The organism is Actinoplanes sp. CA-015351 (assembly GCF_050955685.1).
Taxonomy (GTDB): domain Bacteria; phylum Actinomycetota; class Actinomycetes; order Mycobacteriales; family Micromonosporaceae; genus Actinoplanes.
Window position 1 is genome coordinate 315,272 of sequence record NZ_CP192102.1, and the last position, 25,847, is coordinate 341,118.

At 68.2% G+C, this 25,847-nt stretch carries 22 protein-coding genes and 1 tRNA gene; 16 read left to right on the forward strand and 7 right to left on the reverse strand.

The features are described 5' to 3' along the window. Positions 1-21 precede the first annotated feature (21 nt). The 4 genes from ACQP2E_RS01405 (at position 22) to topA (ending at position 6,860) form a co-directional block, all read left to right on the forward strand. Positions 22-2,433, forward strand: a complete 2,412-nt coding sequence (locus tag ACQP2E_RS01405; protein WP_433828076.1) for a sodium-translocating pyrophosphatase — start codon at positions 22-24, stop codon at positions 2,431-2,433. Between the two features lie 103 nt (positions 2,434-2,536). After that, positions 2,537-3,067, forward strand: a complete 531-nt coding sequence (locus ACQP2E_RS01410) for a hypothetical protein (RefSeq protein ID WP_433828077.1) — start codon at positions 2,537-2,539, stop codon at positions 3,065-3,067. An 18-nt stretch (positions 3,068-3,085) separates the two neighbouring features. Beyond that, positions 3,086-3,829 (forward strand): hypothetical protein, encoded by a 744-nt coding sequence (locus ACQP2E_RS01415; RefSeq protein ID WP_433828078.1) that lies wholly within the window; start codon positions 3,086-3,088, stop codon positions 3,827-3,829. Positions 3,830-4,037: 208 nt separating this feature from the next. Beyond that, on the forward strand, positions 4,038-6,860 hold the full coding sequence (topA, locus tag ACQP2E_RS01420; RefSeq protein ID WP_433828079.1) for a type I DNA topoisomerase: 2,823 nt from the start codon (positions 4,038-4,040) through the stop codon (positions 6,858-6,860). A 3-nt stretch (positions 6,861-6,863) separates the two neighbouring features. Here the strand turns inward: topA and ACQP2E_RS01425 are convergent, their stop codons facing one another. Beyond that, positions 6,864-8,162, reverse strand: a complete 1,299-nt coding sequence (locus ACQP2E_RS01425) for a D-arabinono-1,4-lactone oxidase (protein WP_433828080.1) — start codon at positions 8,160-8,162, stop codon at positions 6,864-6,866. 115 nt (positions 8,163-8,277) lie between these two features. Between ACQP2E_RS01425 and ACQP2E_RS01430 the strand changes: the two genes are divergently transcribed. After that, positions 8,278-8,907, forward strand: a complete 630-nt coding sequence (locus tag ACQP2E_RS01430) for a TetR family transcriptional regulator (protein WP_433828081.1) — start codon at positions 8,278-8,280, stop codon at positions 8,905-8,907. A gap of 7 nt (positions 8,908-8,914) precedes the next feature. On the opposite strand, the gene ACQP2E_RS01435 is transcribed toward ACQP2E_RS01430, so the two are convergent. After that, complete coding sequence (locus ACQP2E_RS01435) at positions 8,915-10,120, reverse strand: amino acid deaminase/aldolase (protein ID WP_433828082.1); 1,206 nt, start codon at positions 10,118-10,120, stop codon at positions 8,915-8,917. Positions 10,121-10,338: 218 nt separating this feature from the next. Between ACQP2E_RS01435 and tmk the strand changes: the two genes are divergently transcribed. Next, positions 10,339-12,366: a dTMP kinase gene (gene tmk, locus ACQP2E_RS01440; protein WP_433828083.1), complete on the forward strand. Its 2,028-nt coding sequence runs from the start codon at positions 10,339-10,341 to the stop codon at positions 12,364-12,366. A 1-nt stretch (position 12,367) separates the two neighbouring features. Here tmk and ACQP2E_RS01445 read toward each other — a convergent pair whose 3' ends face one another. After that, entirely contained in the window at positions 12,368-13,561 is a 1,194-nt protein-coding gene (locus ACQP2E_RS01445; protein ID WP_433828084.1) for a DNA polymerase III subunit delta', read from the reverse strand. 1,110 nt (positions 13,562-14,671) lie between these two features. Between ACQP2E_RS01445 and ACQP2E_RS01450 the strand changes: the two genes are divergently transcribed. The 3 genes from ACQP2E_RS01450 to ACQP2E_RS01460 are packed head-to-tail and all read left to right on the forward strand — an operon-like array spanning position 14,672 to position 15,893. Continuing rightward, positions 14,672-14,998: a YbaB/EbfC family nucleoid-associated protein gene (locus ACQP2E_RS01450; RefSeq protein ID WP_433828085.1), complete on the forward strand. Its 327-nt coding sequence runs from the start codon at positions 14,672-14,674 to the stop codon at positions 14,996-14,998. A gap of 1 nt (position 14,999) precedes the next feature. After that, the gene (locus tag ACQP2E_RS01455; protein WP_433828086.1) at positions 15,000-15,296 is read left to right on the forward strand and encodes a hypothetical protein; all 297 of its coding nucleotides are present in this window, start codon (positions 15,000-15,002) and stop codon (positions 15,294-15,296) included. Continuing rightward, positions 15,297-15,893 carry a hypothetical protein gene (locus ACQP2E_RS01460; protein WP_433828087.1) on the forward strand — a complete coding sequence of 199 codons (597 nt, stop codon included), beginning with the start codon at positions 15,297-15,299 and terminating at the stop codon, positions 15,891-15,893. Positions 15,894-15,956: 63 nt separating this feature from the next. Here the strand turns inward: ACQP2E_RS01460 and ACQP2E_RS01465 are convergent, their stop codons facing one another. Continuing rightward, the gene (locus ACQP2E_RS01465; protein WP_433828088.1) at positions 15,957-17,522 is read right to left on the reverse strand and encodes a hypothetical protein; all 1,566 of its coding nucleotides are present in this window, start codon (positions 17,520-17,522) and stop codon (positions 15,957-15,959) included. Positions 17,523-17,666: 144 nt separating this feature from the next. Here ACQP2E_RS01465 and ACQP2E_RS01470 point away from each other — a divergent pair, with 144 nt between their 5' ends. Continuing rightward, the gene (locus ACQP2E_RS01470) at positions 17,667-18,542 is read left to right on the forward strand and encodes a PSP1 domain-containing protein (RefSeq protein WP_433828089.1); all 876 of its coding nucleotides are present in this window, start codon (positions 17,667-17,669) and stop codon (positions 18,540-18,542) included. On the opposite strand, the gene ACQP2E_RS01475 is transcribed toward ACQP2E_RS01470, so the two are convergent. Continuing rightward, positions 18,508-20,259, reverse strand: coding sequence for a metallophosphoesterase (locus ACQP2E_RS01475; RefSeq protein WP_433828090.1), 1,752 nt, complete (start codon positions 20,257-20,259; stop codon positions 18,508-18,510). The two genes, ACQP2E_RS01470 and ACQP2E_RS01475, sit on opposite strands and share 35 nt — an antisense overlap. Positions 20,260-20,341: 82 nt before the next feature. On the opposite strand from ACQP2E_RS01475, the gene ACQP2E_RS01480 reads away from it, so the two are divergent. Further along, positions 20,342-20,415 (forward strand) — tRNA-Thr (locus ACQP2E_RS01480). Between the two features lie 1,049 nt (positions 20,416-21,464). On the opposite strand, the gene ACQP2E_RS01485 is transcribed toward ACQP2E_RS01480, so the two are convergent. Beyond that, positions 21,465-21,923 carry a DUF2231 domain-containing protein gene (locus tag ACQP2E_RS01485; protein ID WP_433828091.1) on the reverse strand — a complete coding sequence of 153 codons (459 nt, stop codon included), beginning with the start codon at positions 21,921-21,923 and terminating at the stop codon, positions 21,465-21,467. 414 nt (positions 21,924-22,337) lie between these two features. Between ACQP2E_RS01485 and ACQP2E_RS01490 the strand changes: the two genes are divergently transcribed. From ACQP2E_RS01490 to ACQP2E_RS01510, 5 genes are all read left to right on the forward strand, one after another. Next, a complete protein-coding gene (locus ACQP2E_RS01490) occupies positions 22,338-22,775 on the forward strand; it encodes a DUF6232 family protein (RefSeq protein WP_433828092.1) in 438 nt (145 codons plus the stop codon). Between the two features lie 229 nt (positions 22,776-23,004). Then, entirely contained in the window at positions 23,005-23,874 is an 870-nt protein-coding gene (locus ACQP2E_RS01495; protein ID WP_433828093.1) for a helix-turn-helix domain-containing protein, read from the forward strand. A 51-nt stretch (positions 23,875-23,925) separates the two neighbouring features. Further along, complete coding sequence (locus ACQP2E_RS01500) at positions 23,926-24,120, forward strand: DUF397 domain-containing protein (protein WP_111652007.1); 195 nt, start codon at positions 23,926-23,928, stop codon at positions 24,118-24,120. A 284-nt stretch (positions 24,121-24,404) separates the two neighbouring features. Next, positions 24,405-24,536: a DUF397 domain-containing protein gene (locus ACQP2E_RS01505; protein WP_433828094.1), complete on the forward strand. Its 132-nt coding sequence runs from the start codon at positions 24,405-24,407 to the stop codon at positions 24,534-24,536. 56 nt (positions 24,537-24,592) lie between these two features. Further along, positions 24,593-25,111 carry a DUF6226 family protein gene (locus ACQP2E_RS01510; RefSeq protein WP_433828095.1) on the forward strand — a complete coding sequence of 173 codons (519 nt, stop codon included), beginning with the start codon at positions 24,593-24,595 and terminating at the stop codon, positions 25,109-25,111. A 230-nt stretch (positions 25,112-25,341) separates the two neighbouring features. On the opposite strand, the gene ACQP2E_RS01515 is transcribed toward ACQP2E_RS01510, so the two are convergent. Next, complete coding sequence (locus tag ACQP2E_RS01515; RefSeq protein WP_433828096.1) at positions 25,342-25,830, reverse strand: NUDIX domain-containing protein; 489 nt, start codon at positions 25,828-25,830, stop codon at positions 25,342-25,344. Positions 25,831-25,847 lie beyond the last annotated feature (17 nt).

Sequence of the window (25,847 nt, forward strand, 5' to 3'; positions counted from 1 at the left end):
GGTGTGTACAGGAGGACATTGATGTCCGGGACCTCGATAGACCTCGCCGCCGAGGGTGGCGGGGTGTCCCTGAGCGGTGAGAACCTCTCCTACGTCATCGTCGCGCTGGTGTTCGCGCTGGTGGCGCTTGGCTTCGCCGCGATGTTCGTTCAATCCGTGCTGCGCAACGGGCGTGGCACCCAGAAGATGCAGGAGATCGCCGGCGCGGTCCAGGAGGGCGCTTCGGCGTACCTGATCCGGCAGTTCCGGACCCTCGCGATCTTCGTGTTGATCGCGGTCGTGCTGCTGTTCCTGCTGCCGGTGCACGCGACCGAGAACGAAACGCTCGTCAAGATCGGCAGATCTCTCTTCTTCATCGTCGGTGCCATTTTCAGCGCGTTCATCGGTGGCGCCGGCATGGCCCTGGCGACGCGGGCGAACCTGCGGGTCGCCGCGGCAGCCGGTGAGCCAGGCGGTCGCGAGAAGGCGATGGGCATCGCGTTCCGTACCGGTGGCGTGGTGGGCTTCCTCACTGTGGGCCTCGGTCTGTTCGGAGCGGCCCTGGTCGTCCTGATCTTCAACAGTGACGCGCCCACCGTTCTTGAGGGCTTCGGCTTCGGCGCCGCGCTGCTCGCCATGTTCATGCGGGTCGGCGGCGGCATCTTCACCAAGGCCGCGGACGTCGGCGCCGACCTGGTCGGCAAGGTCGAGCAGGGCATCCCCGAAGACGACCCGCGCAACGCCGCCACGATCGCGGACAACGTGGGCGACAACGTCGGTGACTGTGCCGGCATGGCCGCCGACCTCTTCGAGTCGTACGCGGTGACCCTGGTCGCGGCGCTGATCCTGGGACAGGCCGCGTTCGGCCAGGACGGTCTGATCTTCCCGCTGATCGTCTCCACGATCGGTGTGCTGATCGCGATCGTCGGTGTCTTCATCACCCGGCTGCGGCAGAGCGACCGTAACGGCCTCACCGCGATCAACCGGGCCTTCTACATCTCGGCCGCGATCTCCGCGGTCGCGGTGGCCGTGGTCAGCTTCCTCTACCTGCCGGACACCTTCGCCGGTTTCGGCGACAGCGGGATCGACGAGGGAGTCCTGGCGAGCGGCCAGAACCCGCAGCTGATCGCGATCGGCGCGGTCGTCATCGGCATCGTGCTGGCCGCCGCCATCCAGGCGCTGACCGGGTACTTCACCGAGACCAACCGCCGGCCGGTGCAGGACATCGGCAAGTCGTCGCAGACCGGCGCGGCCACCGTGATCCTGGCCGGCATCAGCGTCGGCCTGGAGTCGGCTGTCTACTCGGCGCTGCTGCTCGGTGCCGGCGTCTACGGCGCGTTCCTGCTCGGCGGGTCGTCGCTGACGCTCTCGCTGTTCGCGGTGGCGCTGGCCGGCACCGGCCTGCTCACCACGGTCGGCGTGATCGTGGCGATGGACACGTTCGGCCCGATCTCGGACAACGCGCAGGGCATCGCGGAGATGTCCGGTGACGTCGACGAGCGCGGCGCGCAGATCCTCACCGAGCTCGACGCGGTCGGCAACACCACGAAGGCGATCACCAAGGGCATCGCGATCGCGACGGCGGTCCTGGCTGCCACGGCGCTGTTCGGGTCGTACACGAACAGCCTGGCCAGCGCGCTGGCCGACGCCGGGGTGACCGAGGTGGGCAACGAGATCCTCGGACTGCTCAACATCGCCAACCCACGCAGCCTGGTCGGTCTGCTGATCGGTTCGGCGGTGGTCTTCCTATTCTCCGGCCTGGCGATCAACGCGGTCTCCCGCTCGGCCGGCGCCGTCGTGATGGAGGTTCGCCGCCAGTTCCGCGAGTTCCCGGGGATCATGGACGGCACCCAGCGTCCGGAGTACGGCCGTGTGGTCGACATCTGCACCCGGGACGCGCAGCGTGAGCTGCTCACCCCCGGCCTGCTGGCGATCATGGCCCCGATCGCGGTGGGCTTCGGGCTCGGCCCGGGCGCCCTGGCGGCGTACCTGGCCGGCGCGATCGGCACCGGAACGCTGATGGCGGTCTTCCTGTCCAACTCCGGTGGCGCGTGGGACAACGCGAAGAAGCTGGTCGAGGACGGCTCGTACGGCGGCAAGGGCTCCGAGGCGCATGCCGCCACGGTGATCGGTGACACGGTCGGTGACCCGTTCAAGGACACCGCCGGACCGGCGATCAACCCGCTGCTGAAGGTGATGAACCTGGTCTCGCTGCTGATCGCTCCGGCGGTCGTGGCAGTCAGTTACGGCACCGACGCGAGCATCGGCGTCCGGGTCGGTGTCGCGATCCTCGCGGTGGCGATCGTGACCGCCGCGGTGGTCTGGAGCAAGCGTAAGCCGATCTCGATGGGTGACGACCCCGCCGAGGCCTCGGCTGCCGGCGCCGCTGACGCCGCGAAGGCCGCTCAGGACAGCCACGAAACGTCGGCTTCCCGGGTGAAGGACAACGTCTGACCAGGACGAATCGCATCATGAAGGGCACCCGGCCTCCGGGTGCCCTTCGCTATGACTCGATCGAGGCGTGTGGAGTGTCCGCCGGTGGCCGTACTCTGCTCCCATGCGCGCGGTCCGACCGATCTCCCTGGCTCTCGTTCTCGTGCTCGCCGTGCCGCTGAGCGCCTGTTCCGGGCAGCCCGGAGCACAGGCCTGGGCCGCCCTGGTCTGCACCTCGCTGAACCCGTGGCGCAGCGAGATCGACTCGCTGACGAGTCGTGCACAGGCCCAGATGACAGCGGGCACCACACCGGGCCAGGCGAAAGAAAACCTGGCCCGTCTCTTCGACGGCGCGGCCACCGCGAGTGAACAGGCCAGAGCCGGTGTGGAGCGCGCCGGGGTGCCCGCAGTGGACGACGGCCAGGAGATCGCCGACGGGTTCCTGGGCTCGCTGGCCGGGATCCGGGACGCGTACGGGCAGGCGCGTACCGGCGTCGAGGCGCTCGCCACCCGGCCCGCGGACGCTTTTTACGCCGAAGTGAGCAAGGTGCTCGACCGGCTCACCACGGATTATGAGAAGAGCAACCTCGACACCACGAAACTGGAGTCGGTCGAGCTCCGGCAGGCTTTCGACTCCCTGCCGGAATGCCAATGAGCGCGGAGTCCCGGTGAGATGACCGACGCGGGGTGGCCGCTGATACCGCGCGAGATCCTTCCTCCGCCGGTCCCGGTGGCGAAAAGGATCATCCAGCGCGGCGCGGCAGGCCGGCGGCCCGGCCGCCAGCTGACGATGTTCGGCGCGGAGACCATCGAGCCGTCGCCGGCCGATCTCGCCGGACTGCTCGCCGGCCCCGGCAAGCTCGGCCGGATGGGTGGCACGGCCCGCGTCTCGGTTCAGGTGGATGCCGCCTGGCGGGTGCACGTGCTGGTCGCCGAATTGGTGGCGCGCGGCCTCGCCGCGGGCTGGGAGCCGGTCGAGAAACCCGAAGAGCCCAGCGAGCTCGATGAAGCCGGACACAGTGAAAGTGACGAACACGACGAACTCGCCGAGGAGCCGGAGCCTGTCCAGCAGCTTTTCGAGGTCCGTACCGCGTACTCCCGAAGGTTGAACGCCCTGGCGAACGGGTGGCCGCAGGCCGCCGCCCAGCTTTTCCTCAGCGGACCTCGGCTACGGCTCTGGGTGGCCGCCGCAGGCGGACCCCACGCCGGCGGTTACGCGCTGGGACTCGACCCGCGAAAAGATCCTCTTCCGGTGGAAGCCGCGCTGGTCCGGGCCGGTTTGGCGGGCCGGGTGTCGGATGATGGACGGATCTATCTCGTCACCGGCCGGCGGCGGCTCACGCGACTCGCGGAGCTGGTCGGTGAGCGTCCGTCAGCAGCGCCGCAGGAGGTTTGGCCAGGCAGCGCAGCCGCGTGATCTTCCGGGATTGTGTCCGACACGACACAGGTTTCCCGGTGTACGGTGTCGCGGTCGGACGCATGCGGTGGCCGGACCGTTACCATCCGGCTGCGGGGTTCCCGGGGAATGCAGGCCCGTCCGGCGCGTTACGTTGAACATCTGTGCTCCGCCGGGCAAGAGCGCCGGGCAAGTGGGGGAGCGCCGAGTATCGATAGCTGGGAGTGCCGTGCCGAGTAACGCCAGGACGACCCGTCTGGTCATCGTCGAGTCTCCGTCGAAGGCCAAGACGATCGCCGGTTACCTGGGCCCCGACTACTTCGTCGAGGCCTCCTTCGGTCATGTCCGCGACCTGCCGCGCAACGCCGCCGACGTCCCCGCGAAGTACAAGGACGAGGCGTGGGCCCGGCTCGGTGTCGACGTCGACAACGGCTTCAAGGCTCTGTACGTGGTCTCCCAGGACCGCAAGGCCCAGATCGCCAAGCTGGTGAAGCTGTCGAAAGAGGTGGACGAGATCTTCCTCGCCACCGATGAGGACCGCGAAGGCGAGGCCATCGCCTGGCACCTGGTCGAGACGATCAAGCCCAAGGTGCCGGTCAAGCGGATGGTCTTCCACGAGATCACCAAGCCGGCCATCCAGGCCGCGGTGGCGAACCCGCGCGAGATCGACCGTTCCCTGGTGGACGCACAGGAAGCACGCCGCATCCTGGACCGGCTGTACGGCTACGAGGTCAGCCCGGTCCTGTGGAAGAAGGTGATGCCGAAGCTCTCCGCAGGGCGTGTGCAGTCGGTCGCCACCCGGATCGTGGTCGAGCGCGAGCGGCAGCGCATGGCGTTCCGCTCCGCGGAGTACTGGGACATCCTGGCCTCCCTCTCGGTGCAGGGCCAGGTCGAGGGCGCCCGCAGCTTCCAGGCGACGATGATCGCGCTGGACGGCGACCGGATCGCCACCGGCAAGGACTTCGAGCCGACCACAGGCAAGGTCAAGCCGGGCGCCGGTGTGGTGCATCTGGACGGTGACGGCGCCCGAGGGCTCGCCGCCCGCCTGGAGGACCGGCCGTTCACTGTCACCCGGGTCGAGGAAAAGCCGTACCGGCGCCGGCCCTACGCGCCGTTCATCACCTCGACGCTCCAGCAGGAAGCCGCCCGCAAGATGCGGTTCTCCGCTTCGCAGACGATGCGCACCGCGCAGAAGCTGTACGAGAACGGTTACATCACCTACATGCGTACCGACTCGGTGAACCTCTCCGAGACGGCTCTGACCGCGGCCCGCCGCCAGATCGCCGAGCTGTACGGAGCGAACAACGTTCCGCCGCAGCCGCGCCGCTACACCGGCAAGGTGAAGAACGCGCAGGAGGCGCACGAGGCGATCCGGCCCGCCGGTGACAACTTCCGTACGCCGGGAGAGGTCGCCAAGGAGCTGACCACCGACGAGTTCAAGCTCTACGAGCTGATCTGGCGGCGCACCATCGCCTCGCAGATGACCGACGCGGTCGGCAACTCGGTGAGCGTCCGCATCCGGGCGATCTCCACGGCGAACGAGGAGGTCGACTTCTCGGCCTCTGGCAAGACCATCACCGACCCCGGCTTCCTCCGGGCATACGTGGAGTCGTCCGACGACGAGACCGCCGAGGCCGAGGACGCCGAGCGCCGCCTGCCGAACCTGGTGAAGGACCAGCCGCTGACCGCCGACGAGCTTGCCGCGGTCGGCCACCACACCTCCCCGCCGGCGCGTTACACCGAGGCTTCGCTGGTCAAGGCGCTGGAAGAGCTGGGCATCGGCCGCCCGTCGACGTACGAGTCGATCATGCGGACCATCCAGGACCGCGGTTACGTGGAGAAGCGCGGCCAGGCGATGATCCCGTCGTTCCTGGCGTTCGCCGTGATCGGCCTGCTCGAAGGGCACTACCCGCGGCTGGTGGACTACAACTTCACCGCCTCGATGGAGACTCAGCTCGACGACATCGCCGGTGGCGACCACGCCGCGCTGGACTTCCTCACCTCCTTCTACTTCGGCAGCCAGACGCCGGGCGCGGACGACGCGATCGCCAAGGCCGGCGGCCTGAAGAAGATGGTCACCGACAACCTGAGCGCGATCGACGCCCGCGCGGTCAACTCGATCCCGCTCTACACCGACGAGCAGGGCCGCGGCATCGTGGTCCGGGTCGGCCGCTACGGTCCTTACCTGCAGCGCGAACTGCCGGGCGCGGACGACGAGACCCCGGGCGACCGCGCCTCCATCCCGGAGGGTGTCGCACCGGACGAGCTCACCCCGGAAAAGGTCGACGAGCTTTTCCTCGGTGGCGGCGGCGAGCGCAGCCTCGGTGACGACCCGGCGACCGGCGAGTCGGTCCAGCTCAAGTCCGGCCGCTTCGGGCCGTACGTGCAGAGCGGCGAGCGCAAGGCTTCGCTGCTCAAGACGCAGACGCCGGACTCGCTGACCCTGGAGCAGGCGCTCAAGCTGCTGGAGCTGCCGCGGTCGGTGGGCAAGGATCCGGACGGCAACGAGATCCTGGCGAACAACGGTCGTTTCGGTCCGTACGTGAAGCGTGGTGACGACTTCCGGTCGCTGGCCAGTGAGGACCAGCTCTTCACGGTCACGCTGGAGGAAGCGCTCGCCCTGCTGGCCGCGCCGAAGACCCGTCAGGCCCGCACGGCCAAGCCGCCGCTGCGCGAGATGGGCAACGACCCGGCGACCGAGAAGCCGATGATCATCAAGGAGGGCCGGTTCGGTCCTTACGTGACCGACGGCGAGTACAACGCGTCGCTGCGGCGCGGTCAGACGCCGGAAGAGCTCACCATCGCGGAAGCGTCCGAGATGCTCGCTGAGAAGCGCGCGAAGGGCCCGGCCCCGAAGAAGAAGGCCGCCGCGAAGAAGGCGCCCGCCAAGAAGGCCGCCGACGGCACCACGGCAGCGGCGGCGAAGAAGGCTCCGGCGAAGAAGGCGACCGCCGCCAAGAAGACGACCGCCGCCAAGAAGACGACGGCCGCCAAGAAAGCCACCCCGGCCAAGAAGGCGGCGCCGCGCAAGGCGGCGGCCACCACCGAGTGACGGTCAGGCTCCCAGCACCCGGTCCAGGTAATTGTTGGTAAAAACCCGGACCGGGTCCAGGCGGTCGCGCACCGCCACGAAGTCGTCAAATTTCGGGTACGCGGGACGAAGCGTCGCCGCATCCCGATAGTGCAGCTTCCCCCAGTGCGGCCGGCCACCCAGCGGCTCGCAGAGCGACTCGACAGCCCGGAAGTACGGCTCGTACTCGCTGCCGAGGAACTGGTGCACCGCGATGTACGCGGATTCCCGCCCGTACCCATGCGACAGCCAGACGTCGTCCGGTCCGGTGAACCGCACCTCGACCGGGAACTGCACCTTGAACGGCAGCACGTCGTAGATCCGGGGCAGGGCGTCGAGCACCTCGGGCAGCGCCGCCCGCGGGATCTCGTACTCCATCTCGGTGAACCGCACCCGCCGCGACGAGCAGAAGACGCGGTCCGACCGGCCGGTGTACGACCGGGGGCTGAGCGCGCGAGCCGCGAACGAGTTCACCGCCGGGACGGTGTTGGGAAATCGCTGGCCCAGGCTGCAGACGCCCTGCCAGAGCGTGTTGGACAGGAATTCGTCGTCGAGCCAGCCCCGGAACCTGGAGAGCGGCTTGTCGTGCACGTCCACGATGTTGTTGCGCTTGAGCTGCGCCCGATCGGTGTACGGGTACCAGTAGAACTCGACGTGGTCGTTGGTCCCGATCCACTCCTCCATGCCGGCCAGCACGTCGGCGAGCGCCATCGGCTCCTCGTCGGCACGCAGCACGAATTCGGGCACGCACCGCAGCGTCACCTCGACGAGCACACCGAGCGCGCCGAGTCCAAGCCGGACAGCCTGGAACTCCGGTGCGTCCGCGGTGAAGCGTTCGACCTTCCCGGCCGCGGTCACCATGGTCACCGCCTCCACGCTGGACGCCAGGGTGGAGTGCGCCGCGCCGGTGCCATGAGTTCCGGTGGAGATGGCGCCGGCGACCGTCTGCGCGTCGATGTCGCCCAGGTTCGGCATGGCCAGCCCGTTGGCGGCGAGCAGCGCGTTGAGTGTGGACAGGCGCATCCCGGCCTGCACGGTGACGAGCGGGCCGTCGATCGAGACGAGCTGGTTGAGCCGGTGAACGGTCATCCGCTGGTCGTCAGCGACCGCGATCGCGGTGAACGAGTGTCCGCTGCCGACCACTTTCACGCGACGCCCGTTTGCCGTGGCCTGGTTCACTGAGGCGGCTACCTCGTCGACACTGCCGGGGGTCAGAAGCTCCGCGACGGCCTCCTGGTTGCGTCCCCAGTTGGTCCAGCGCCGAGCGTTAACGGGTGTAGTCATTCCGGCTTTTGTCCTCCGTCCGAGCGGACACCGGTACACGGCGTCCCGTCGATGCGCCTCGCTCGTTGATCCGAGTAACGTTCTTTTTAATACTGCTGAGAGGGAGTGGCGACGCGTGTCGACACCAACCGTCAGCACCGGACCGCTGCGGCGGGTTCCGGTGCAGGGCAGAAGCGTTGCCCGGGTACAGCGCATGCTCGACGCCTGCGCCGAGCTGGTGGATGAGGTCGGTTATGAAGGACTGACCACCACCCTGCTTGCCGAGCGCGCCGAAGTCGCCATCGGCTCGGTCTATCAGTTCTTCCCCGACAAGAGGGCCATCGTTCAGGCTCTGGCTCTGCGCAACATGGATGCGTACCTCCAGAGTCTTTCCGATCGATTCGCCAGCGAGACGTTCACCCATTGGTGGGACGCCGTCGATGCGGCGATCGATGGGTACATCCACATGCACCGCAGTGTGCCGGGTTTCCGGACTCTTCACTTCGGCGATGTGGTTGATCTTCACCTGCTCGATTCCGACCGCGACAACAACGCGGTCATCGCCGAGCGCCTGGCCGAGCTTCTGGTCGAGCAGTTCCAGTTGATCGACCGGGTTCGGCTTCGGTTCGCTCTGCAGATCTCGGTGGAAGCGGCGGACGCGCTGATCAAGCTGGCGTTCCGTCGTGACCCGTCGGGTGACGAAGCGGTCCTCATCGAGGCGAAAGCGTTGATAAGGGAATACCTGCACCGTCACGTCAACGCCTGAGGTTTTCTCACCCCAGGAAGGCATGACCTTCTCCGCGGTACGTGGGGGCCGGCGTCGCTGTGTCACCGTCGATCAGTTGTACGTGATTGACGCGTTCACACAGCTCGCCGGCCTTGGCGTGCCTGAACCAGACCCGGTCGCCGGGCCGTAACTCGTCGGCGACCGTACCGAGCAGGGGCGTCTGCACCTCGCCGGCGCCCTCGTCACTCTTGAACTTCAGACCCTCCGGCAGGTACGGAGTAGGCAGCCGCGACGCCTCGGCCGGGCCGGACGCGATCCAGCCGCCGCCGAGCACTGTCGCGATCCGCGGCGCCGGGCGGCGGACCACCGACAGCGCGAAGAACGCGGCCGGGGCCGGCTTCCAGCTGCGGTACGAGTCGAACAGCGTCGGGCCGTACAGACCGGAGCCGGCGGTCACCTCGGTGACGGACGGGTCGGCGCTGGTCGCGGCGACGCTGCCGGTGCCGCCGCCGTTGACGAACTCCAGGTCGGCGTGCTGCCGGATCGCATCGACCGCGGCGCCGCGCCGGCTCAGCAGCTCGGGCAGCGCGGTCTTCTGCATGAGGCGGATGGCCCGCGCCCGGAGCGCCCGGCCGGGCGGATCGTCGCCGACGCCGGCGATGTGCGCTTCGTACGACATCACCCCGACCAGCGTGAAGCCCTGCCGAGCAGCGATCTTGCGGGCCAGCGTGCCGGCCTGGGCCGCCGAGTGCACCGGCGAGCGCCGGACGCCGACGTGCAAGGGCCCCGCGGGCTTCCAGGAGGCGTCCACGTCGATGCAGAGACGGATCGGCGGCCGGGACCCGGGCGCCGAAGTCTGGTCGATCAGGTCCAGCTGAGAGGGGTGGTCGACCATGATGGCGATGGAGGCGGCAAGCGCCGGGTCGGCGGCCAGCTCGCGCAGCGCGGTGCGGTCAGCCGTCGGGTACGCCACCAGGACGTCGTCGGTCACACCGGCGCGGACCAGCCAGATCGCCTCGGGCAGCGTGTACGACATGACGCCCCGCCAGCCAGGCCGGGCCAGGACACGTTCGAGCAGTGCCCGGCAGCGCACCGACTTGCTGGCGACGCGTATCGGCTTGCCGGCGGCACGCCGGGTCAACTCGTCGGCATTGCCGTCGAAGGCGACCAGATCCACCGCGGCGACCGGGGTCTCCAGGTGGTCGGTGGCCTTGTCGAGCCGCTGTCGCAGGGCAATGCGGTCAGTGAGCACGTCAGTACGTTAACCGCTCAGAGGGGCAACGCGAAAGACATTCATCTCTGCGCCACTCGAACGTGCGGATCCGGGCTGGAGCCGCCGGACCCCCGGTGAGCTGCGGCGGCCGGTTAGAGTGCTCCGAGCAGTGACCACGGGAGGTATGGGCCATCAGTACGGAAAACCGCCAGGAGAGTGGCCCCGTCGACCTGTCCGGAGCGGCAGCACTACGCTCCGTGCTCCGGCTCCGAGGCTTCCGCCGGCTCTGGCTCGTCCTCGCAGCGGCGTCGTTCGGTGACTGGATCGGCATCCTCGCCACCGGTCTGTTCGCCTCGGCCCAGTTCGACAACCCGGCGGCACAGGGCGCCGCGTTCGGCGGAACGATCGCCGTACGCCTGCTGCCCGCGCTGCTGCTCGGCCCGATCGCCGGAGTCATCGCCGACCGCTTCGACCGCCGCTACACGATGGTCATCGTCGACCTGCTGCGATTCGTGATCTACCTGTCGATCCCGCTCGTCCCGCTGTTCGGCGGGTCGCCCGGCCTCACCGTGGCCTGGGCCACGATCGCGACGTTCCTCGGCGAGACGATCACGCTGATCTGGATCCCGGCCAAGGAGGCCGCGGTTCCGAACCTCATCCCGAAATCGCGGATCGAGATCTCCAACCAGCTGACCCTGATCACCACGTACGGGATCACGCCGATCCTGGCGGCGCTGCTGCTCTCCGCGCTCACGGCCGGTCTGCAGCAGTCCGGCGCCTCGCTGCCGGACTGGGCGCAGCCGGTGCAGATCGCGCTCTACATCAACGCGTTCTCCCGGCTGGCCACCGCGATCGTGGTGTTCTTCGGCATCAAGGAGATCGGCGGCAAGAGCGCGGCCCGCGAACAGGCCGCCGAGCAGAGCCTCGGCAAGCAGTTCACCGCCGGCTGGAAGTACATCGGCAGCACCCCGATGGTCCGCGGCCTGGTGGTGGGCATCTTCGGTGCGTTCGCGGCCGGCGGCATCGTCATCGGCGCGGCCCGGACCTACGCGGTGTCGCTCGGTGCCGGTGAGGCCGCCTTCTACCTGCTCTTCGGCACGATCTTCATGGGTCTGGCGCTCGGCATCGGCCTCGGCCCGATGATCGTCCGGGACCTCTCCCGGCGTCGCTGGTTCGGCATGAACATCGTGCTCGCCAGCGGCTCGGTGATGTTCCTCGGCCTCGCCTTCCACCTATCGATGGCGCTTGTCGGTGCCCTGCTCGTCGGCGCCGGCGCCGGCATGGCGTTCCTGGCCGGCACCACCCTTTTGTACGCCGAGATCGCCGACGAACTGCGCGGCCGGGTCTTCGCCGTCGTGCAGATCGGCGTCCGGATGGTCCTGCTGCTGGCGATCACCCTGTCCGGTGTCCTGGTCGGTCTCGGCAGCTCCCGCCGGGTCGACCTGGGCGCGTTCAGCGTCGACGTCTCCGCCACCCGGGTACTGCTGCTTGTCGGCGGCGCGATCGGCATCTGGGTCGGCATCGGCTCGTTCCGCCAGATGGACGACAAAAAGGGTGTTCCGGTCCTCGCCGACCTGTGGGGTTCGCTGCGCGGGCGCCCGCTGTCACCGGCTGAGTCGTTCGTGCAGGCCGGCGTGTTCGTGGTCTTCGAGGGCGGCGAGGGCGCAGGAAAATCGACCCAGGTCACCCTGCTCTCCGAGGCGTTGCGCGAACAGGGCCGGGACGTGGTCGTCACCCGCGAACCGGGCGCCACCGACCTCGGCTCCCGGATCCGCGGCCTGGTGCTCAACAAGGTCGAGGACGCGCCTTCCGCTCGGGCCGAGGCACTTCTGTACGCCGCCGACCGGGCACACCACGTCGCCACTGTCGTCCGGCCGGCTCTGGCCCGCGGTGCTGTCGTGGTCAGTGACCGTTATGTCGACTCTTCGCTGGCTTACCAGGGCGCTGGGCGTACCCTGCCTGTCCAGGAAATCTCCTGGCTGTCGTCCTGGGCCACCGGCGGGCTCAAGCCCAACCTCGTGGTGCTGCTGGACGTGGAACCCGGCGTCGGACTGACCCGGGTCGACTCCCGTGGCGACGGCGCCGACCGCCTGGAGAGCGAGTCCCGAGCCTTCCACGAGCGGGTGCGGTACGCGTTCCTCGACCTGGCCGCCGCCGACCCGAAGCGTTACCTGGTGCTGGACGCGTCCCGGCCGGTCGACGAGCTCGCCGCGGCGGTGGCGACACGGCTCTCCGGGTTGCTCAGCGAGGTCGATGAGGCGTACCCGGAAAACGCTCCTTCTTGAGTCACCCTCGCCAGAGGGTGACCATCATCGCTTCCAGGGCGATGTCCGGTTTCACGTTGCGTTCGATGGCGTCCTGGCAGGCCAGAACCGCCTCCAGGCGCCGCAGCACGCTCTCCGGCGACCAGCGCTCGGCGGCGGCCGCGGACACCTGCTCGATGTCGGCGTGCACCACCGCGACCGGCGCCCGAAGCCCGGTGATCAGCACGTCGCGGTAGAAACCGGCAAGATCCTTCAGCGACCTGTCGAGCGCGTCACGCTGCGAGCGGGTCGACCGGGATTTCTGCCGTTTCTCCAGCTCCTTGATCTGGCCGGCCGAGCCGCGCATCGCCGTGGTCGCGCCCCGGCCGGTGCCGCCCGCGCCGAGTGCCTGCTCCAGCGCGGCCTTTTCCGCAGCGTCGGACTCGGCGACCGCGTCGGCAGCCTCGCGCCGTGCCGAGTTCACCATCGCCTGCGCCAGGTCGAAACACGCCCCGATGCTGCTCAGTTTGCGCGGCACCGCGAGCACCTCCTCACGCCGGAGGCGCGCCTGCTCGTCGGTGGCGAGCTGCCGGGCCCGGTCCACGTCACCCTGCGCAGCGGCGGCCGCCCAGGCGGCCCGCTCCGGATCGATCCCGTCCCGGTTGGCCAGCACCTCGGCGACCGCGGCCGCCGGAGCCTGCCGCAGCGGAACCACCCGGCACCGCGAACGGATCGTCACCGAGATGTCGTCCGGATGCACCGACGGGGTGCAGAGCAGGAACACGGTCCGTGGCGACGGCTCCTCGACGGCCTTGAGCAGCGCGTTGCTGGCCCGCTCGCCGAGCCGATCGGCGTCCTCGACGATCACCACCTGCCACCGCCCGGCCGACGGCGAACTCGCGGCACGCATCACCAGGGCACGCATGTCACGCACGGCGATCGACAGCCCTTCCGAGACCACGATCCGCACGTCGGCGTGCGTCCCGCCGAGCGTCGTGTGACACCCGTGGCACTCGCCGCAGCCGACACCGTCCCGCTCACACTGAAGCGCCGCCGCGAACACCCGAGCCGCCGTCTGCCGCCCGGCCCCCGGCGGCCCCGTGAAGATCCACGCATGCGTCATGCCCCCGGCACCTGCGGGGTCACCCGCGATCGCCCGAGCCGCGGCGGCAGCCGCCCGGCGGAGCATTTCCACCGGCTCGTCCTGCCCGACCAGTTCCGCGAAGACATCACCCACCTGACGATGGTATTGCCCCGCCCCGACATTCCCCGCACGCCGTGTCGCCCCTACCCCCGAGGTGGGGCCCCACCAGGCGACCCGCCGCAGGCTCCAATCCCACGGGTACGGGGTAGCCGCTCGCGCTTGCCCGTCTTTGCCTGAGTTTGTCCGTTGCCGCTCGTGCTTGTCGGTTGTTGCTCGTGCTTGTCGGTTGCCGTCCGTGCTGGCCCGTCGCCGTCCGTGCTGGCCCGTCGCCGTCCGTGCTCGTCCGTCGTTGCCGGTGCTCGTCCGTCGTTGCCGGTGCTCGTCCGTCGTTGCCCGTGCTCGTCCGTCGTTGCCGTGCTCGTCCGTCGCCGGGTTGCGTGCCGGGAGCACACCGTGCGCTCGTGGTCGCCCGAGGCCGGCCAGTCGGTGTGGGCCGGCTGGTGCTCACGATGACGTGGAGGCGGCAACGCGGCCACGAGCACCCGATTTCGCCGTTTTGTGGCGCTGAGGGTGGGTTCGGTCATGGCGACTGCTCTTCGTGGCGAAGCGTTGCTCCAGATCTTGTGCGGTTTGGCCGTCCGATCGACCGCTAACTCACAAGTTGCCGGGCAGACCGGCGTGGCGGGTCGTTTCGCGTGTGCCGGAAGCTTTGTGGTCACGCGCTGTTACCGCAATGGTGGAGAGTGATGGCTTTGCGGAAACCTGTGGGGGTCAGAGCACCCACAGGTTTCCAAGATCGGGCCGGCCCCAGCGCACCCCTTCGCCAGGCACACCCTCCGTGATGATCCAGGCGAAGAGTGACGCAGAACAGCCATCCGGCCCCACCGTGGGCCCCCGTCTCGCGGAGCCGATGGCTCACCGTGTGCTCGTGTCTCGGCGAGCCGCCGGTCCACCGTGGGCCCCCGTCTCGCGGAGCCGCCGGTCCACCGTGGGCCCCCGTCTCGCCGAGCCGACGGCTCACCCCCCCACCACCACCACCCGCCGGCTACTTTCGGTCATCCTCACCGTCACCACCGTCACCCTCAGTTGCCGAACCCCGGGTTATCCACAGGCACCCGGTTGCGGCGTAGCGGGACCGTCACCGAAGCGGTACGGTCTGATGCCGGAACGCTACGGCGGCATGACACGCGGTGAGGAGCCGGAATGGCCCGCGAGATCGACGAGGCGTGGATCGACGAAGCGATCGAGCGGTACCGGCGCGTCGAAGACCTGCGGTCCGAGTTTGATCGGGCGGTGGCCGCGCATTCCGTCTCGGTGCACTCGCCGGACCGGTCGATCGAGGTTGTGGTCACCGCCGCTGGGGCCATTGTGGACGTTCGGCTGCACGGTGAACTGCGCCATCGTGATCCGGCTGAATTCGCATCGGAGATCAAGGCCGCCGTGGTGAGCGCGGCCGAGGCGGCCCGCTGGGCGAGAGAAAAACTGCACGGCGAAGTTTTCGGATCATTCCGTACGCTGGAGGGGCACTGAGGTGGACCGACTCGCCGACCAGATCGACAATGCCGCGGCTGTTCTGTCGACGATGGACCGACAGTTGCCGTTGCTGGCACCCGCCGCGGCCGCTTTCGGGGCCGACAACTCGGGCCGGCCCGGGCGGATCGGCCGCGCGCTCTACGCCGGTTGGACCTCTGTGCTTGCCGCACGGTCACGGGAAGCGGCCGCGGCCTCCGTGTCGCTGTCCGAGATTGCCCAGGCGGTGCGGTCCGGGGCACGTTCCTATTCCGATACCGACGAGACGGTCCGCCACAGGTTCCAGCGGGGGCTCTAGATGATGGACCGGCTGGATCACCTGCTGGACGCCGCCAGCCCACTGCTGGACCGGGTGGATCGGGTGCTCTCCACGGTCGGCGCGCCCGAGGGCCACCCGGTCTGGACCGAGCTGCGCCGGGTCCGGCTGCTGCCGGGCGATGCGGCGCGGGCGGTGGGTGCGCTCTACCCGGAGGCGATCCGCGACGCGGTGCCCGAGCTGCGTGCCAACGTGCGGGCCTACGCGGCGGTCGCTGACGCGTTGCCGCTGGCGGGCGCGTGGGAGGGCGAGGCCGCTGATGCGTACGAACGTGCACGCCGCCGCACCGCCGAAAACCTGAACGGCGGCCCGGACAGCCTGAGCCGCCGGATGGAAGCGACCGCCGACCTGGCGGACGCGCTGACGAGCTGGATGGCCCGTTCTCGCGGCGATCTGGCGGCGATGCTGGCCGCCGCGCTGGTCTCAGTGGAAGCGGTGGCGCTCACTACCGAGACTCTTCCGCCGGACGAGGAGGCCCGCCTCGCCGCCGCCGTCGCCACTCCATTGCTGCGAACCGTGGCCGACAGTTATGACCGAGGCGAAACCCTCTTGAATCACTCGGCCACTCTGCAAAATTGACCGGGGCAAGGAAGGGTGGACGGTCGCGGGCCGCCACCTCGCGACCGTCCACAGTGTGCTTTTTCAGACTTCCCGGCGCCTGCGGCTGCTCAGGAGGAAAGCGCACATCCCGCCGATCACCAGGCCGGAACCGGCCAGCAGCAACGGGATCAAGCCCGGCCCGGTGATCGGCAACCCGGCCGCGCCGACACCAGCCGCGTCAGCACCCGAATCACTCGAGCCTGCGGAGACGCCCGTGGAGACGCCCGTGGAGACGCCAGCGGAGACGCCGGTCGAGGCCCCGGCACCGCCGGCATCATCGGAAGCGCCGGGAACGCGGCGAGGCGCCACGGCCGCACCCTCAAGCATGCCCAGCCCCAGGTCAGCGACGACCGCCCGGGAATCATCGCTCTCGCGTACCAAAGAGATCCTGACCGCGGTCGCTCGTGCCGCGATGGCCTTGCCCTTGGTCGCCTGCCGCGCCGCCCCGAGGGAGATGCGCAACCTCGCGCCACTGGCACCACTCGCGGGAGTACTTTCCAGATCGCCCAGCGCCGGCAATCCGGGGATCGACGGCAATGGCAGCGGGTCAGCCGCCGTCAACCCGGTCGGCAGCGACTCCAGCGGCACCGCTTCCTCACCCAGGGTCACCTCTTTGTAGTCACCCGGAGTGTTGAGAAGCGTCGGCTTGCTGTCCCTCTGGGTCACCTCGACTACCGGCGGCTGGTAATCGACCTCGCTCCGCCCGGCACTCGACATGCTCACCCGCAGCGTCGCCGCCCTCAACACCCGGATGCGCACCTCGCCGTCAGCCAGAATCAGCCGTCCGGCGGCCAGCGTCGCGGTCGACACGGACTCCGGCTTGCCGCCGCGTTGCCGCACGCCGGTGCTGCTCGACGCGGTGAACCTGTCCGGCACGCGAACCAGCGACTGGTTTCCGCCGCCGGTCAGCGTGACCTGGTTCAGCTCCGCCGACGCCGCCGACGCCTCGCCGGTGATCGAACCGCAGGCCAGGCCGTCGTTCCAGCGGGCCAGCGCGGACAGGTTCCCGGAACCGGCGCGCAACGGTCCGAAACGCTTCGCGCCCAGCAACTGCGTGCTCGCCTTGCGATTGCCCGGCGGCGCCTGCTGCACCACGAGATCATTGCGCGAGGCGCCCACCCTGTCGTCGCGCGAGGCGGCGCCCGCTTGGTCGTTGCGCGAGGCGCCGCCCGTGACCCGTCCGTCCAGGGCCCGGGACGCCGCCGCCGACTTGACCGAGCCGCTCGCGATCAGCACGCTCCGGGCGTCACCCAGAGCGACTCCGCTCACTGCGGGTGCGCTTTCGTGCGTACGCCCGAAGCCCTTGCCCTGAGATGCAGAAGAGGGACTCGCGGCACCACCGGAAGGCACCGCAGGGGCCGCGGCCGGTGAGGGGGAGCCGGCCCACCCGCCTTGGCCACCGGCAGCCTGTGAAGATCGGGTCGCGGGTGCGGCCACCGCGCCGAGCTCGAGCCGATTGATCCGCAGCAACTGGGCCGACGACTGCGCGGCGTGACTGCCGGGCTTGGCGCAGGACGAGGCATGGGCGAACGCGGGCAACGGCACGGTGATCGCGCCCGCGACGCCCAGCGCGACAACGCTGGTGATCACCGACCTGGCGGGTGTCATGGAGGGGTCCTTTCGAGGCGGCGTCTACGGGACTGGCCAACGACCGTCGATCAGGCCGGATGCGTACCGTCAATGCGACAACCCGCGCGGGTAGTTCAAAACCGGCATTTGGTACGGCTTGCCGGGGGTCGTAGGGTTGATCGCATGGGCATGCTGTGCGCGGTCAGCTTCAACCGGTACGGCCGCCTCTACTACCTCGATCCGAACGGGTTCACCCCGGCTGTCGGCGACCGCGTTCTGGTGCCGACCGACGACGGTCCCGAGGTGGCGGAGTGCGTCTGGGCGCCGCAATGGGTCAGCGAGGAGACCGACGGTTTCCCTAAGGTCGCCGGGCTCGCGGACGACCGCGACCTGCGGCGCGACGAGCTGCTGCGCAAACGCAAAGCGGAGGCGAAAGTCGCCGCCAAGAAACTGATCAAGGCGCATGAGCTGCCGATGAAGGTCGTCGCCGTCGACCACGTCCTGGAGCAGGGCGACTCACCCGGCGGCGCGCGGACGACGATCTACTTCACCGCGCCACACCGGGTCGACTTCCGATCTTTGGTACGCGACCTCGGCGCGACCCTGCACTGCCGGGTCGAGTTGCGTCAGCTCTCCGCCCGCGACTCCGCCCGTGTGCAGGGCGGCATCGGTTCCTGCGGACGTGACCTGTGCTGTGCCACGTTCCTCACCGACTTCGAGCCGGTCACCATCCGGATGGCGAAGGACCAGGACCTTCCGCTCAACCCGCTGCGGATCTCCGGCGCCTGCGGCCGGCTGATGTGCTGCCTGAAATACGAGCACCCTCTGTACGCGAAATTCCAGGCCTCGGCCCCGGCGGTCGGCACCCGGGTGACGACTCCCGAGGGCGACGGCCGTGTCGTCGGGCACAGCGTGCCCAAGGACGCCGTCGTCGTCCGGCTCGACGCCGACGGGTCGCGCTGCTCGTGCAGCCGTGCCTCGGTCTGCGGGCCGCGACAGGCCCACGACGCGGAGTACAACAGCTCTACGGGCGAGGCGCCCCCGGCCCCGCAACCGTGACCGGCGGCTCGATCCGGTGCGGGTCGAGCGGGGTTTTCGGCCGTAGCCACGGGCTCGCAGGCGTACCCGTGGGGTCCGGCACCCACTCGTGGCAGACCTTGCGCAGCCCGATCGGGTGGATGGTCAGCGTCCCGTCCGCGTCGATGTGCATGCGCAGGAAACTCTTGCCGTCCTCGATGCCCTGACCGGCGTACAGCTCGTTGTGGTTCACCCCGAGACCGGCCGCGATCAACAGGTAGACAGCGGTCAGCTGGGTAGCCAGCACCGCGATCAGCGGACCGTACGCGACAGCGGCCACCACCAGCGGGCCCGGCCACTCCCACAGCCGGAACTCCAGCCGCAGCCAGATGTACGTGCCACCGACAGCAAGGGCGATCTGCGCGAAACCGTGCAGGATCCCGAGAATCCAGTGCCGTGCGTGTTTCGGTGAGGACGCGCCCGGCGGCTGTGCGAACAGGATCGTCGCCGCCATGATGATGACCAGCATCAGGACCAGCGGAATCGTGAACAGCCGCTGGATGCTCCCACCCTGGCTGGCCGCTCCCGCACCGGCCATCGCCAGCATCGTCAGCGTCTGGATGATCCCGAGCATCGTGGCGAACCCGGCGTTGCGGCGCGGCAGCCGGTGAAAGACACCCCAGCCCCACTTGCGCGACGTCGCCGCGTCCGGGAAGCGTTCGGTCAGTTGGTACGTCCGGCTGCGGCTCTTGCTGCGGGTCAACGTCTCCCGGGCCGGCACGGTCAGCTCCTCCGGCAGGTTCTGGGTGCCCAGGAGGTATGCCCCGCCGCCACCGCAGGTGATCAGCTCACGGTCCTCGCCGGTGTACCTCGCGTAGTGGTGCAGGTCGCCGGAGACGAGCACCCGCACGTGCGCCCGGGTCGGCGCCAGGATCGTCCGGATGAAGTAGTCGACGGCGTCGTACTCCTCCGGGGCGTCCGCCGCCTTCACCCAGGTCGGCGACGGTGTCATCAGGATGATCCGGTCGTCCGGCCCGACCCCTTCCGCGGCCCGCTCGAAATACAGCAGCTGCGGGTCGTCGATGTACGCCCCGAACTGCTCGTCCACCGCGAACAGCCACCAGTTCGCCGGCAGCTTCACCGCGAAGTACGACCGGCGCTGCTCCGTCCGCCAGCCGCCGATGTGGCCGTCCTTGCGTCGGGCGAAGAGCCGGAGGAAGGCTGTCAGCCCGTCGTACCAATCGTGGTTGCCCGGCAGCGCGAAAAGCGTGGGTCGCGGCTCGCCGGCCGGAGCCTCCGGCAGGGCCGCGCGGTACGGGCCCTTCATCCGGTTCTCATAACCGTCGCCGCTGGCCAGCGGATAGACCTGGTCGCCGCCCATCAGCAGCAGCCGGCCCCGGGGGAGCAGGTCACCGTCCACTTCCAGCTCGGGCCGGGCGAGCAGGTGAGCCATCGAATACGTGGCGTCGAACCCGTCGCCGAGATCCGCCACATAGTCCAGCCACAGCTCGCCGTCAGCCGTCGCCGAGTGGTCGAAGACGTCGTCGTCCAGCGCGTTCTGAAGCTCACGCTTGTCCAAGTACGCCCCGAAGAGGATCGCCAGCAGCGCCCGCAGCCCGGTGCTGAGCAGCAGAAGCGGCGCCAGCCAGCCGATTGGCCCTTTAGGCGTGAAGCCGAGCTCCTGAGGGTCCATGCTGCTGGGCCGATCAGGAACGGTCTGTTCGGACTCCGCCGGATCCTGTCGTGGAACGAAGGACATCGACTGATCCTAGTCAGGCCTGGGGCATCTGGCGTCCCCCGCTCCGAGCCGCCGGACACATGCCGTACACTGATTTCTCGTTGCCGCCTTAGCTCAGTCGGCTAGAGCGACGCACTCGTAATGCGTAGGTCGACGGTTCGATTCCGTCAGGCGGCTCAGAAGGAAACCCCAGGTCAAACGGCCTGGGGTTTCTTCTTTTGTCAGTTCAAAGCCCGGGGCTCTCCGCGCTGTGAGGGCTCTGCCGTCGGGGCCTGTCCGCTCGGACGCCCTGGCTCGGACTGGCCGGGGGAGCGGGGCAGTCCGCGGCGCCCTTCGGCCATCGCATCTCCATCGAGATAGCTCATGCGATAAGAATTCGTAAAACCATTCCGGAATGAGACACGGCGACATTCCTCGAATATCAACCGGTTGAAAGGCGCAGTAAAGTTTTGCTGCGGCGGTAAGCGGCCAGCCCACGATGGCACTCGTCGGAGTGAAGCGGATCCGCGACGATGCTGGTCAGATGTCCTATCCCTATTGAAGGGATAGGACAATGCCGCGAGCTGCCCTTTTGTCGTCTGCCTTCCCCTGAGAGGGGGATCGAAAAGCGACAAGAGCACGATGCTTAGCGTTTCAAAAAAGTACGCCGGCTGGCCGGGGAATGGACCGGGACCCGCTGAGGTTCCGAGCGCTCTTCCCAGCGGCCCTGTACCTCTTCCGCCGCCGGTGACGTCGGCGGGGTGAAGGCCCACCGTGGGCTTGGGGCTACGTGGCGGGTGGATGGGGGCGCACGCATGCCGGGTGTGGCGTAGGTGGGGTCGCACGGTTGCGGTCTGTGTGGCTTCATCACGGCCAGGGCGTGGATCCGGGCACACGGTGGCGTTGTGTGCGACCTGATCCACCCTGCGACAGAGCCCCGCTGGCTTCCGGCGCTGCCTCGCGACCGTTCTCGCAGCGCTGAGCACCAGCCGGAACGGCCAGGACTCAGGTCACCCGGTCACCCGGTCACCCGGTCACCCGGTCACCCGGTCACCCGGTCACCCGGTCACCCGGTCACCCGGTCACCCGCCGGCTCGGCTGGGGTGCTGGCTTGCGGGAACCTGCGGTGGAAACCTGTGGGGGTCGGAGCACCCACAGGTTTCCTGGATGGAGGTCGGAGCGGGCTGCGTTCTGCCGGGTGCTCGCTCTCCGTGGCGGTTCCGGGAGCGAGTGACGTCGGCCGGCAGTCAGGTTGCGCGGCTGCCTGTTGCGGCGCGGGCGAAGGATGGGGCTCGGCCGTTTGCCAGTTCGCTGGTGAACCAGGCGCCGAAGATCGCGAGACCGAACGCGAGCAGCTCGACGGCGAAGAGGCCGCCGCCGACCACACGGTCGGACGTGTGCACGCGGAGCATCAGGATGACCGCGAAGATCACCAGTACGCCCATGTTGATCAGGCCGCGCAGCACGCCGAGGCGGCGCGTGTCGGGGTTGTGCACGAACATGACGTCGACAGCTCCGGCCAGTGCGGCGAGAAGCCCGCCGACCAGGCCGGCGATGATGTTCCAGTAGGCCAGTGCGCCCAAGATGCTAGGGCCGCCCAGCAAGTCGGCCATATCGAACAATACGGCCATCGCGAATAGGCCAAGCGGGAACATCACCAAGATCGGCTGCACCGCCTGTCCCGCGACACTCAGTCTGCTCTCCATTCGGCATTCGCCTTCCCACCTGCGTAAATACAGATTCGTCGCGGCATCCGAGTTTGGGCTACCCGGTCCGCTGAGGGCTGAAACGCCGACGCGGCGAGCGTGGCCGTGCCCACAGGAGGGCTTAGCGGCTTGTACGCAATCTGCAACATGGCAGATTGAGTGATGGCGGACAGCGTTGTGGCGTGCTGTACTACGAATACGGCAACAAAGGGGTGGAGTCGGAGGGAGAGACAAACAACGGCACCCGGCGGCAAACGGGTGCCGTTGTCGCTCTTCACGACTGTTCTTGCTTCACGGCACTGATCTTGCTTTGCGCCTGAAGATCATTTGCGGCACGCGAGGCCGGGGATGTCCTTCGCGCCAATGGTGGTCCGCTCCCCTCCCCCTCGCAAGGAAAGTGAAGAGGAGTTCGCCATGCGCACACGCACCTATTACTCCGGGCCCGACGCCATGGTGACCGACGATCAATTCGTCTGGATAACCGTTTCGACCCAGCACACCTTCACCGTGCGAGACCTGCGCAATGTCGGCCTCGTCCAGGCGCCCGCGCGCATGCGGCCGTTCGCTCCCGCGCTCGCCGTCGGCACTCTGTTCGCCGCAGTCGCCGGGTGGAGCCTGATGCCGAGCCCAACCTGGTTCGTGTCCGGCTTCGTCGCTGTCTCGGCACCCGCTGTAATCGCCCTCTGGCGTAAGCCGAGGCATTGGGAGCTGCACGCGCAGTACCGGAACCAGGCTGTCGTGCTCTACTCCTCGGCCGACGCTCGCGTTTTCAACCAGGTGAGCCGGGCGCTGCGACGCGCCATGGAGGACACCGGACGGACACCCTGGGGGTACGGGCTAGCTGCCGCGTGAGCAGGTATTTCGCGAATACCTCTCGGGTGAGATCTCTATTTGATCAAAACCGCACCTTGCCCCTGTCGTTCTGATAGGACAGTAATAGGATGTCCGCGACCTCGCTGAATGCCAGTTGGCAATCTGCGAGGTGGCACCTCCAGGACATCCATTACTTCGGCTACACCCACACTTCGACGTTGAAGGACTCATGGCTGAGGGCGATTCGCCTACGATCGCACGCCGACGGGTGCGCCTCGCGCTCCGTGAAGCGCGCGAGCGAGCAAATCTCACTCAGGGTCACGTCGCCGAGGCGATGGAGTGGTCGACGAGCAAAGTGATCAGGATCGAGAACGGGGATGTCAGCATCTCCCCGAACGATCTGCGCCCATTGCTCGTACTGCTCGGCATCAAGGACAAGGCCACGACCGCGGCGCTTCTCGCGGACACTCGGATCGCCCGCACGCGGCAACGGCAGGCGTGGTACCAGACCGCCGAGTTCCGCGAGAACCTCACCGACCCGATGCGCAAACTCATCGAGTACGAGATCGAAGCCACCGAGATCCGCTCGTACGCGATCTACTACATCCCGGGCCCGCTGCAGACCACCGCGTACGCCAGCGCCCTGATGACCCGGTTCGAGGACGAGCTCTCCGAGGACGAGCGCAATCTGCGCATCGAGGCCCGGACCAAGCGGCGCGAGGCGCTGCTCCCCAGAGCCGGCAGCCAGGTCAGGTTCATGCTGATGCTCGACGAGTCCGTGCTGCGACGCACCATCGGCGGTCCGCGGATCTTCGCTGAGCAGCTGCGATACCTGAAGGAGCACGCGGAAGCGGGCACGATCCAGGTACGGATGGTGCCGTTCTCCATCGATGCGTCAGTGACCAACAACGCAAGCTTCGACCTGCTCGTTCTGAGCGAGGGCGAGGTCCTCTACCGGGAGACCGGTTTGAGTGACGAAATGATCGAAGACCGCGAAGCGACCGCGAAACACCGCGCTCGTTACGACAAAGTTTGGGAAGAAGTCGCCGATGAGCAAGACACGATCGAATTCATTCAGCGACAGATTGTAATCCTCGAAGGCGGCGGAATCGATCAACCGCCTGGGGAAAGCCGATAGCCAAGGCCGGGGCCGCCTTGAGCGGCCCGGCATCTAAACGTGAGGTCCACAATGGGAGAGACAACCGTGCCCGCATGGCGGAAGAGCAGCCGTTGCGCCACGTCAACCTGCGTCGAGGTTGCCAAGGTCGACGATCAGTACTTGATCCGTGATTCGAAGAATCCCGAGGTCACGCCCCTGAGCTTCACGAAGGCCGAGTGGGAAGCGTTCGTGTCGGGCGTGAACGCGGGCGAGTTCCGCTTCTGAGGTCGTCGGCCTGCCCGCCCTGCGTGTGAATGGTTGATGACAGGGCGGGCCGGTCAAAAAATACTCACAAAATTCATATTTCATCCCGAACGAGCGCCGCATACCTCACATTTGAGGTGATAAGCGGCGTTGTTTTGTTTTCACTCATGTGCGCGGCCGCCTACGTCCGGTTCATTCGCTTACCGTGGATTCGAGCCGTCATGGAGGTGCGCAAAATGATCAGAAAGACGGAAGGACCGCGCTGGCGACGAAGCAGACAATGTGCCAACGGGGCATGTGTCGAGGTGGCGAAGTCCGGAGACGAGGTTCTGATCCGGGATTCCAAGAACCGGCATGTCACCCCGCTGGCTTTCAGCCGAGCCGAATGGGATGCGTTCGTCGCCGGAGTCAAGGCCGGGGACTTCGGTTTCGAATGAGGTCGCTTCGCCCGAAGCCACTCAGCGCCGCTGGCCGTGCGCGGCATACTGCACTGGTGGACGGCTATCAGCACGCCACCGACACGGACCGCTTCAAGGTGCTCCACGATGCGGCCGACATCCTGCTGGATGAACTCTCCGAGCGCTGCCTGGTGGAGCGCCGCGAGACCAAGGAACCGTTCGGGCTCGACGACGCGCTCGTACGGACCGTCCGGCTCATCCCCCGTTCTCCCGCCGGAGCGCCATTGGCGATCCACTTCACCGATCCGGGCTTGATCCTCCGGCTCGGCCGCTGGTGGGAGGAGTCCCTTCCGACCTGCATCTGCGACACCTGCGCCGAAGACCCGAGAGGCCTGGTGGAACGGTTGCGTGCCCATGCCGCCGCACTGATCGAGGGCGGTTTGTGGGAACGTGTCCGTCGCGGGGTGGGCGGATCGTGGTTCGAGACCAGGTTGATCGGCACCGGAGTCAGCGGTGGCCGGGAGGGCCCGCTCTCCGCGGCCGGCGCCCGGGAAGCCCGCCGTGGCGGCTTCGCTGCCGCGGTGCAGTGGGCACCCTGGCAGCTCCGGGCATAACGTCCCCAACGATTCAGCCGGGCAGTCCCCGGCAGCTGCGGTCATCGGCGGTTCCCGGCAGCTGCTCCTACCCGGCCAAACGACCCGGACGCACGACCCGCGGCCGGCCGGTCCTCTCCCGGTCGGCCACCAATTTCCACACGCCGGCCTCGGCCACTAACGGGAGGAGATGGCTGTCCAGCGAGACGGCGAACGTGAGCAGAGGGAACGCGTCATCCAAGCGAGGCTGCTCACTTCATGACGAGCCGACCGGTCTTGCCGAACTCCTCAAGGTCGGCCAGGGCCTCCTCGATCACCAGCGACTTCTGCCCGGGCAGCTCGTCGAGGGCGAAGAAGCCGGCGTCCACGCTCTCCTCGGTCTCCCGGAGCAGCTCACCCTCCCAGGCGTGCACCACGAAGGTCATCAAAACCTGTTGGTACGTGTGACCGAAATCGTTCGTGTACGTATAGGCCGTGTAGAACGCGTACGGCGTGAGCGAGGTGGCCGTCAGTCCGGTCTCCTCCCAGAGCTCGCGGACCGCGCACTGCTCCATGCTCTCGCCGAGCTCCATCGCCCCGGCCGGGATTGCCCAGCGATGGTTGTCGGAGCGCTGGATCAGCAGCAGCCGGTTCTGGTCGTCGAGGAGCACGGTCCGCGCCCCGACGAAGAAGATCGTGTCGGTGTCACCGACGCTCGCGCGCACCCGCCCGAGGTAAGACTCTGCCCACGTCAGCGACACCGGACCACCTCACGAGG

Bases quoted from the DNA above. Each gene is read 5' to 3' on its own strand.
- ACQP2E_RS01415 (WP_433828078.1), top strand. From the start codon at position 3,086: ATGACCGACGCGGGGTGGCCGCTGATACCGCGCGAGATCCTTCCTCCG.
- ACQP2E_RS01465 (WP_433828088.1), bottom strand. From the start codon at position 17,522: ATGACACCCGCCAGGTCGGTGATCACCAGCGTTGTCGCGCTGGGCGTC.
- ACQP2E_RS01410 (WP_433828077.1), top strand. From the start codon at position 2,537: ATGCGCGCGGTCCGACCGATCTCCCTGGCTCTCGTTCTCGTGCTCGCC.
- ACQP2E_RS01460 (WP_433828087.1), top strand. From the start codon at position 15,297: ATGATGGACCGGCTGGATCACCTGCTGGACGCCGCCAGCCCACTGCTG.
- ACQP2E_RS01425 (WP_433828080.1), bottom strand. From the start codon at position 8,162: ATGACTACACCCGTTAACGCTCGGCGCTGGACCAACTGGGGACGCAAC.
- ACQP2E_RS01450 (WP_433828085.1), top strand. From the start codon at position 14,672: ATGGCCCGCGAGATCGACGAGGCGTGGATCGACGAAGCGATCGAGCGG.
- ACQP2E_RS01485 (WP_433828091.1), bottom strand. From the start codon at position 21,923: ATGGAGAGCAGACTGAGTGTCGCGGGACAGGCGGTGCAGCCGATCTTG.
- ACQP2E_RS01475 (WP_433828090.1), bottom strand. From the start codon at position 20,259: ATGTCCTTCGTTCCACGACAGGATCCGGCGGAGTCCGAACAGACCGTT.
- ACQP2E_RS01500 (WP_111652007.1), top strand. From the start codon at position 23,926: ATGGGAGAGACAACCGTGCCCGCATGGCGGAAGAGCAGCCGTTGCGCC.
- ACQP2E_RS01405 (WP_433828076.1), top strand. From the start codon at position 22: ATGTCCGGGACCTCGATAGACCTCGCCGCCGAGGGTGGCGGGGTGTCC.
- ACQP2E_RS01490 (WP_433828092.1), top strand. From the start codon at position 22,338: ATGCGCACACGCACCTATTACTCCGGGCCCGACGCCATGGTGACCGAC.
- ACQP2E_RS01470 (WP_433828089.1), top strand. From the start codon at position 17,667: ATGGGCATGCTGTGCGCGGTCAGCTTCAACCGGTACGGCCGCCTCTAC.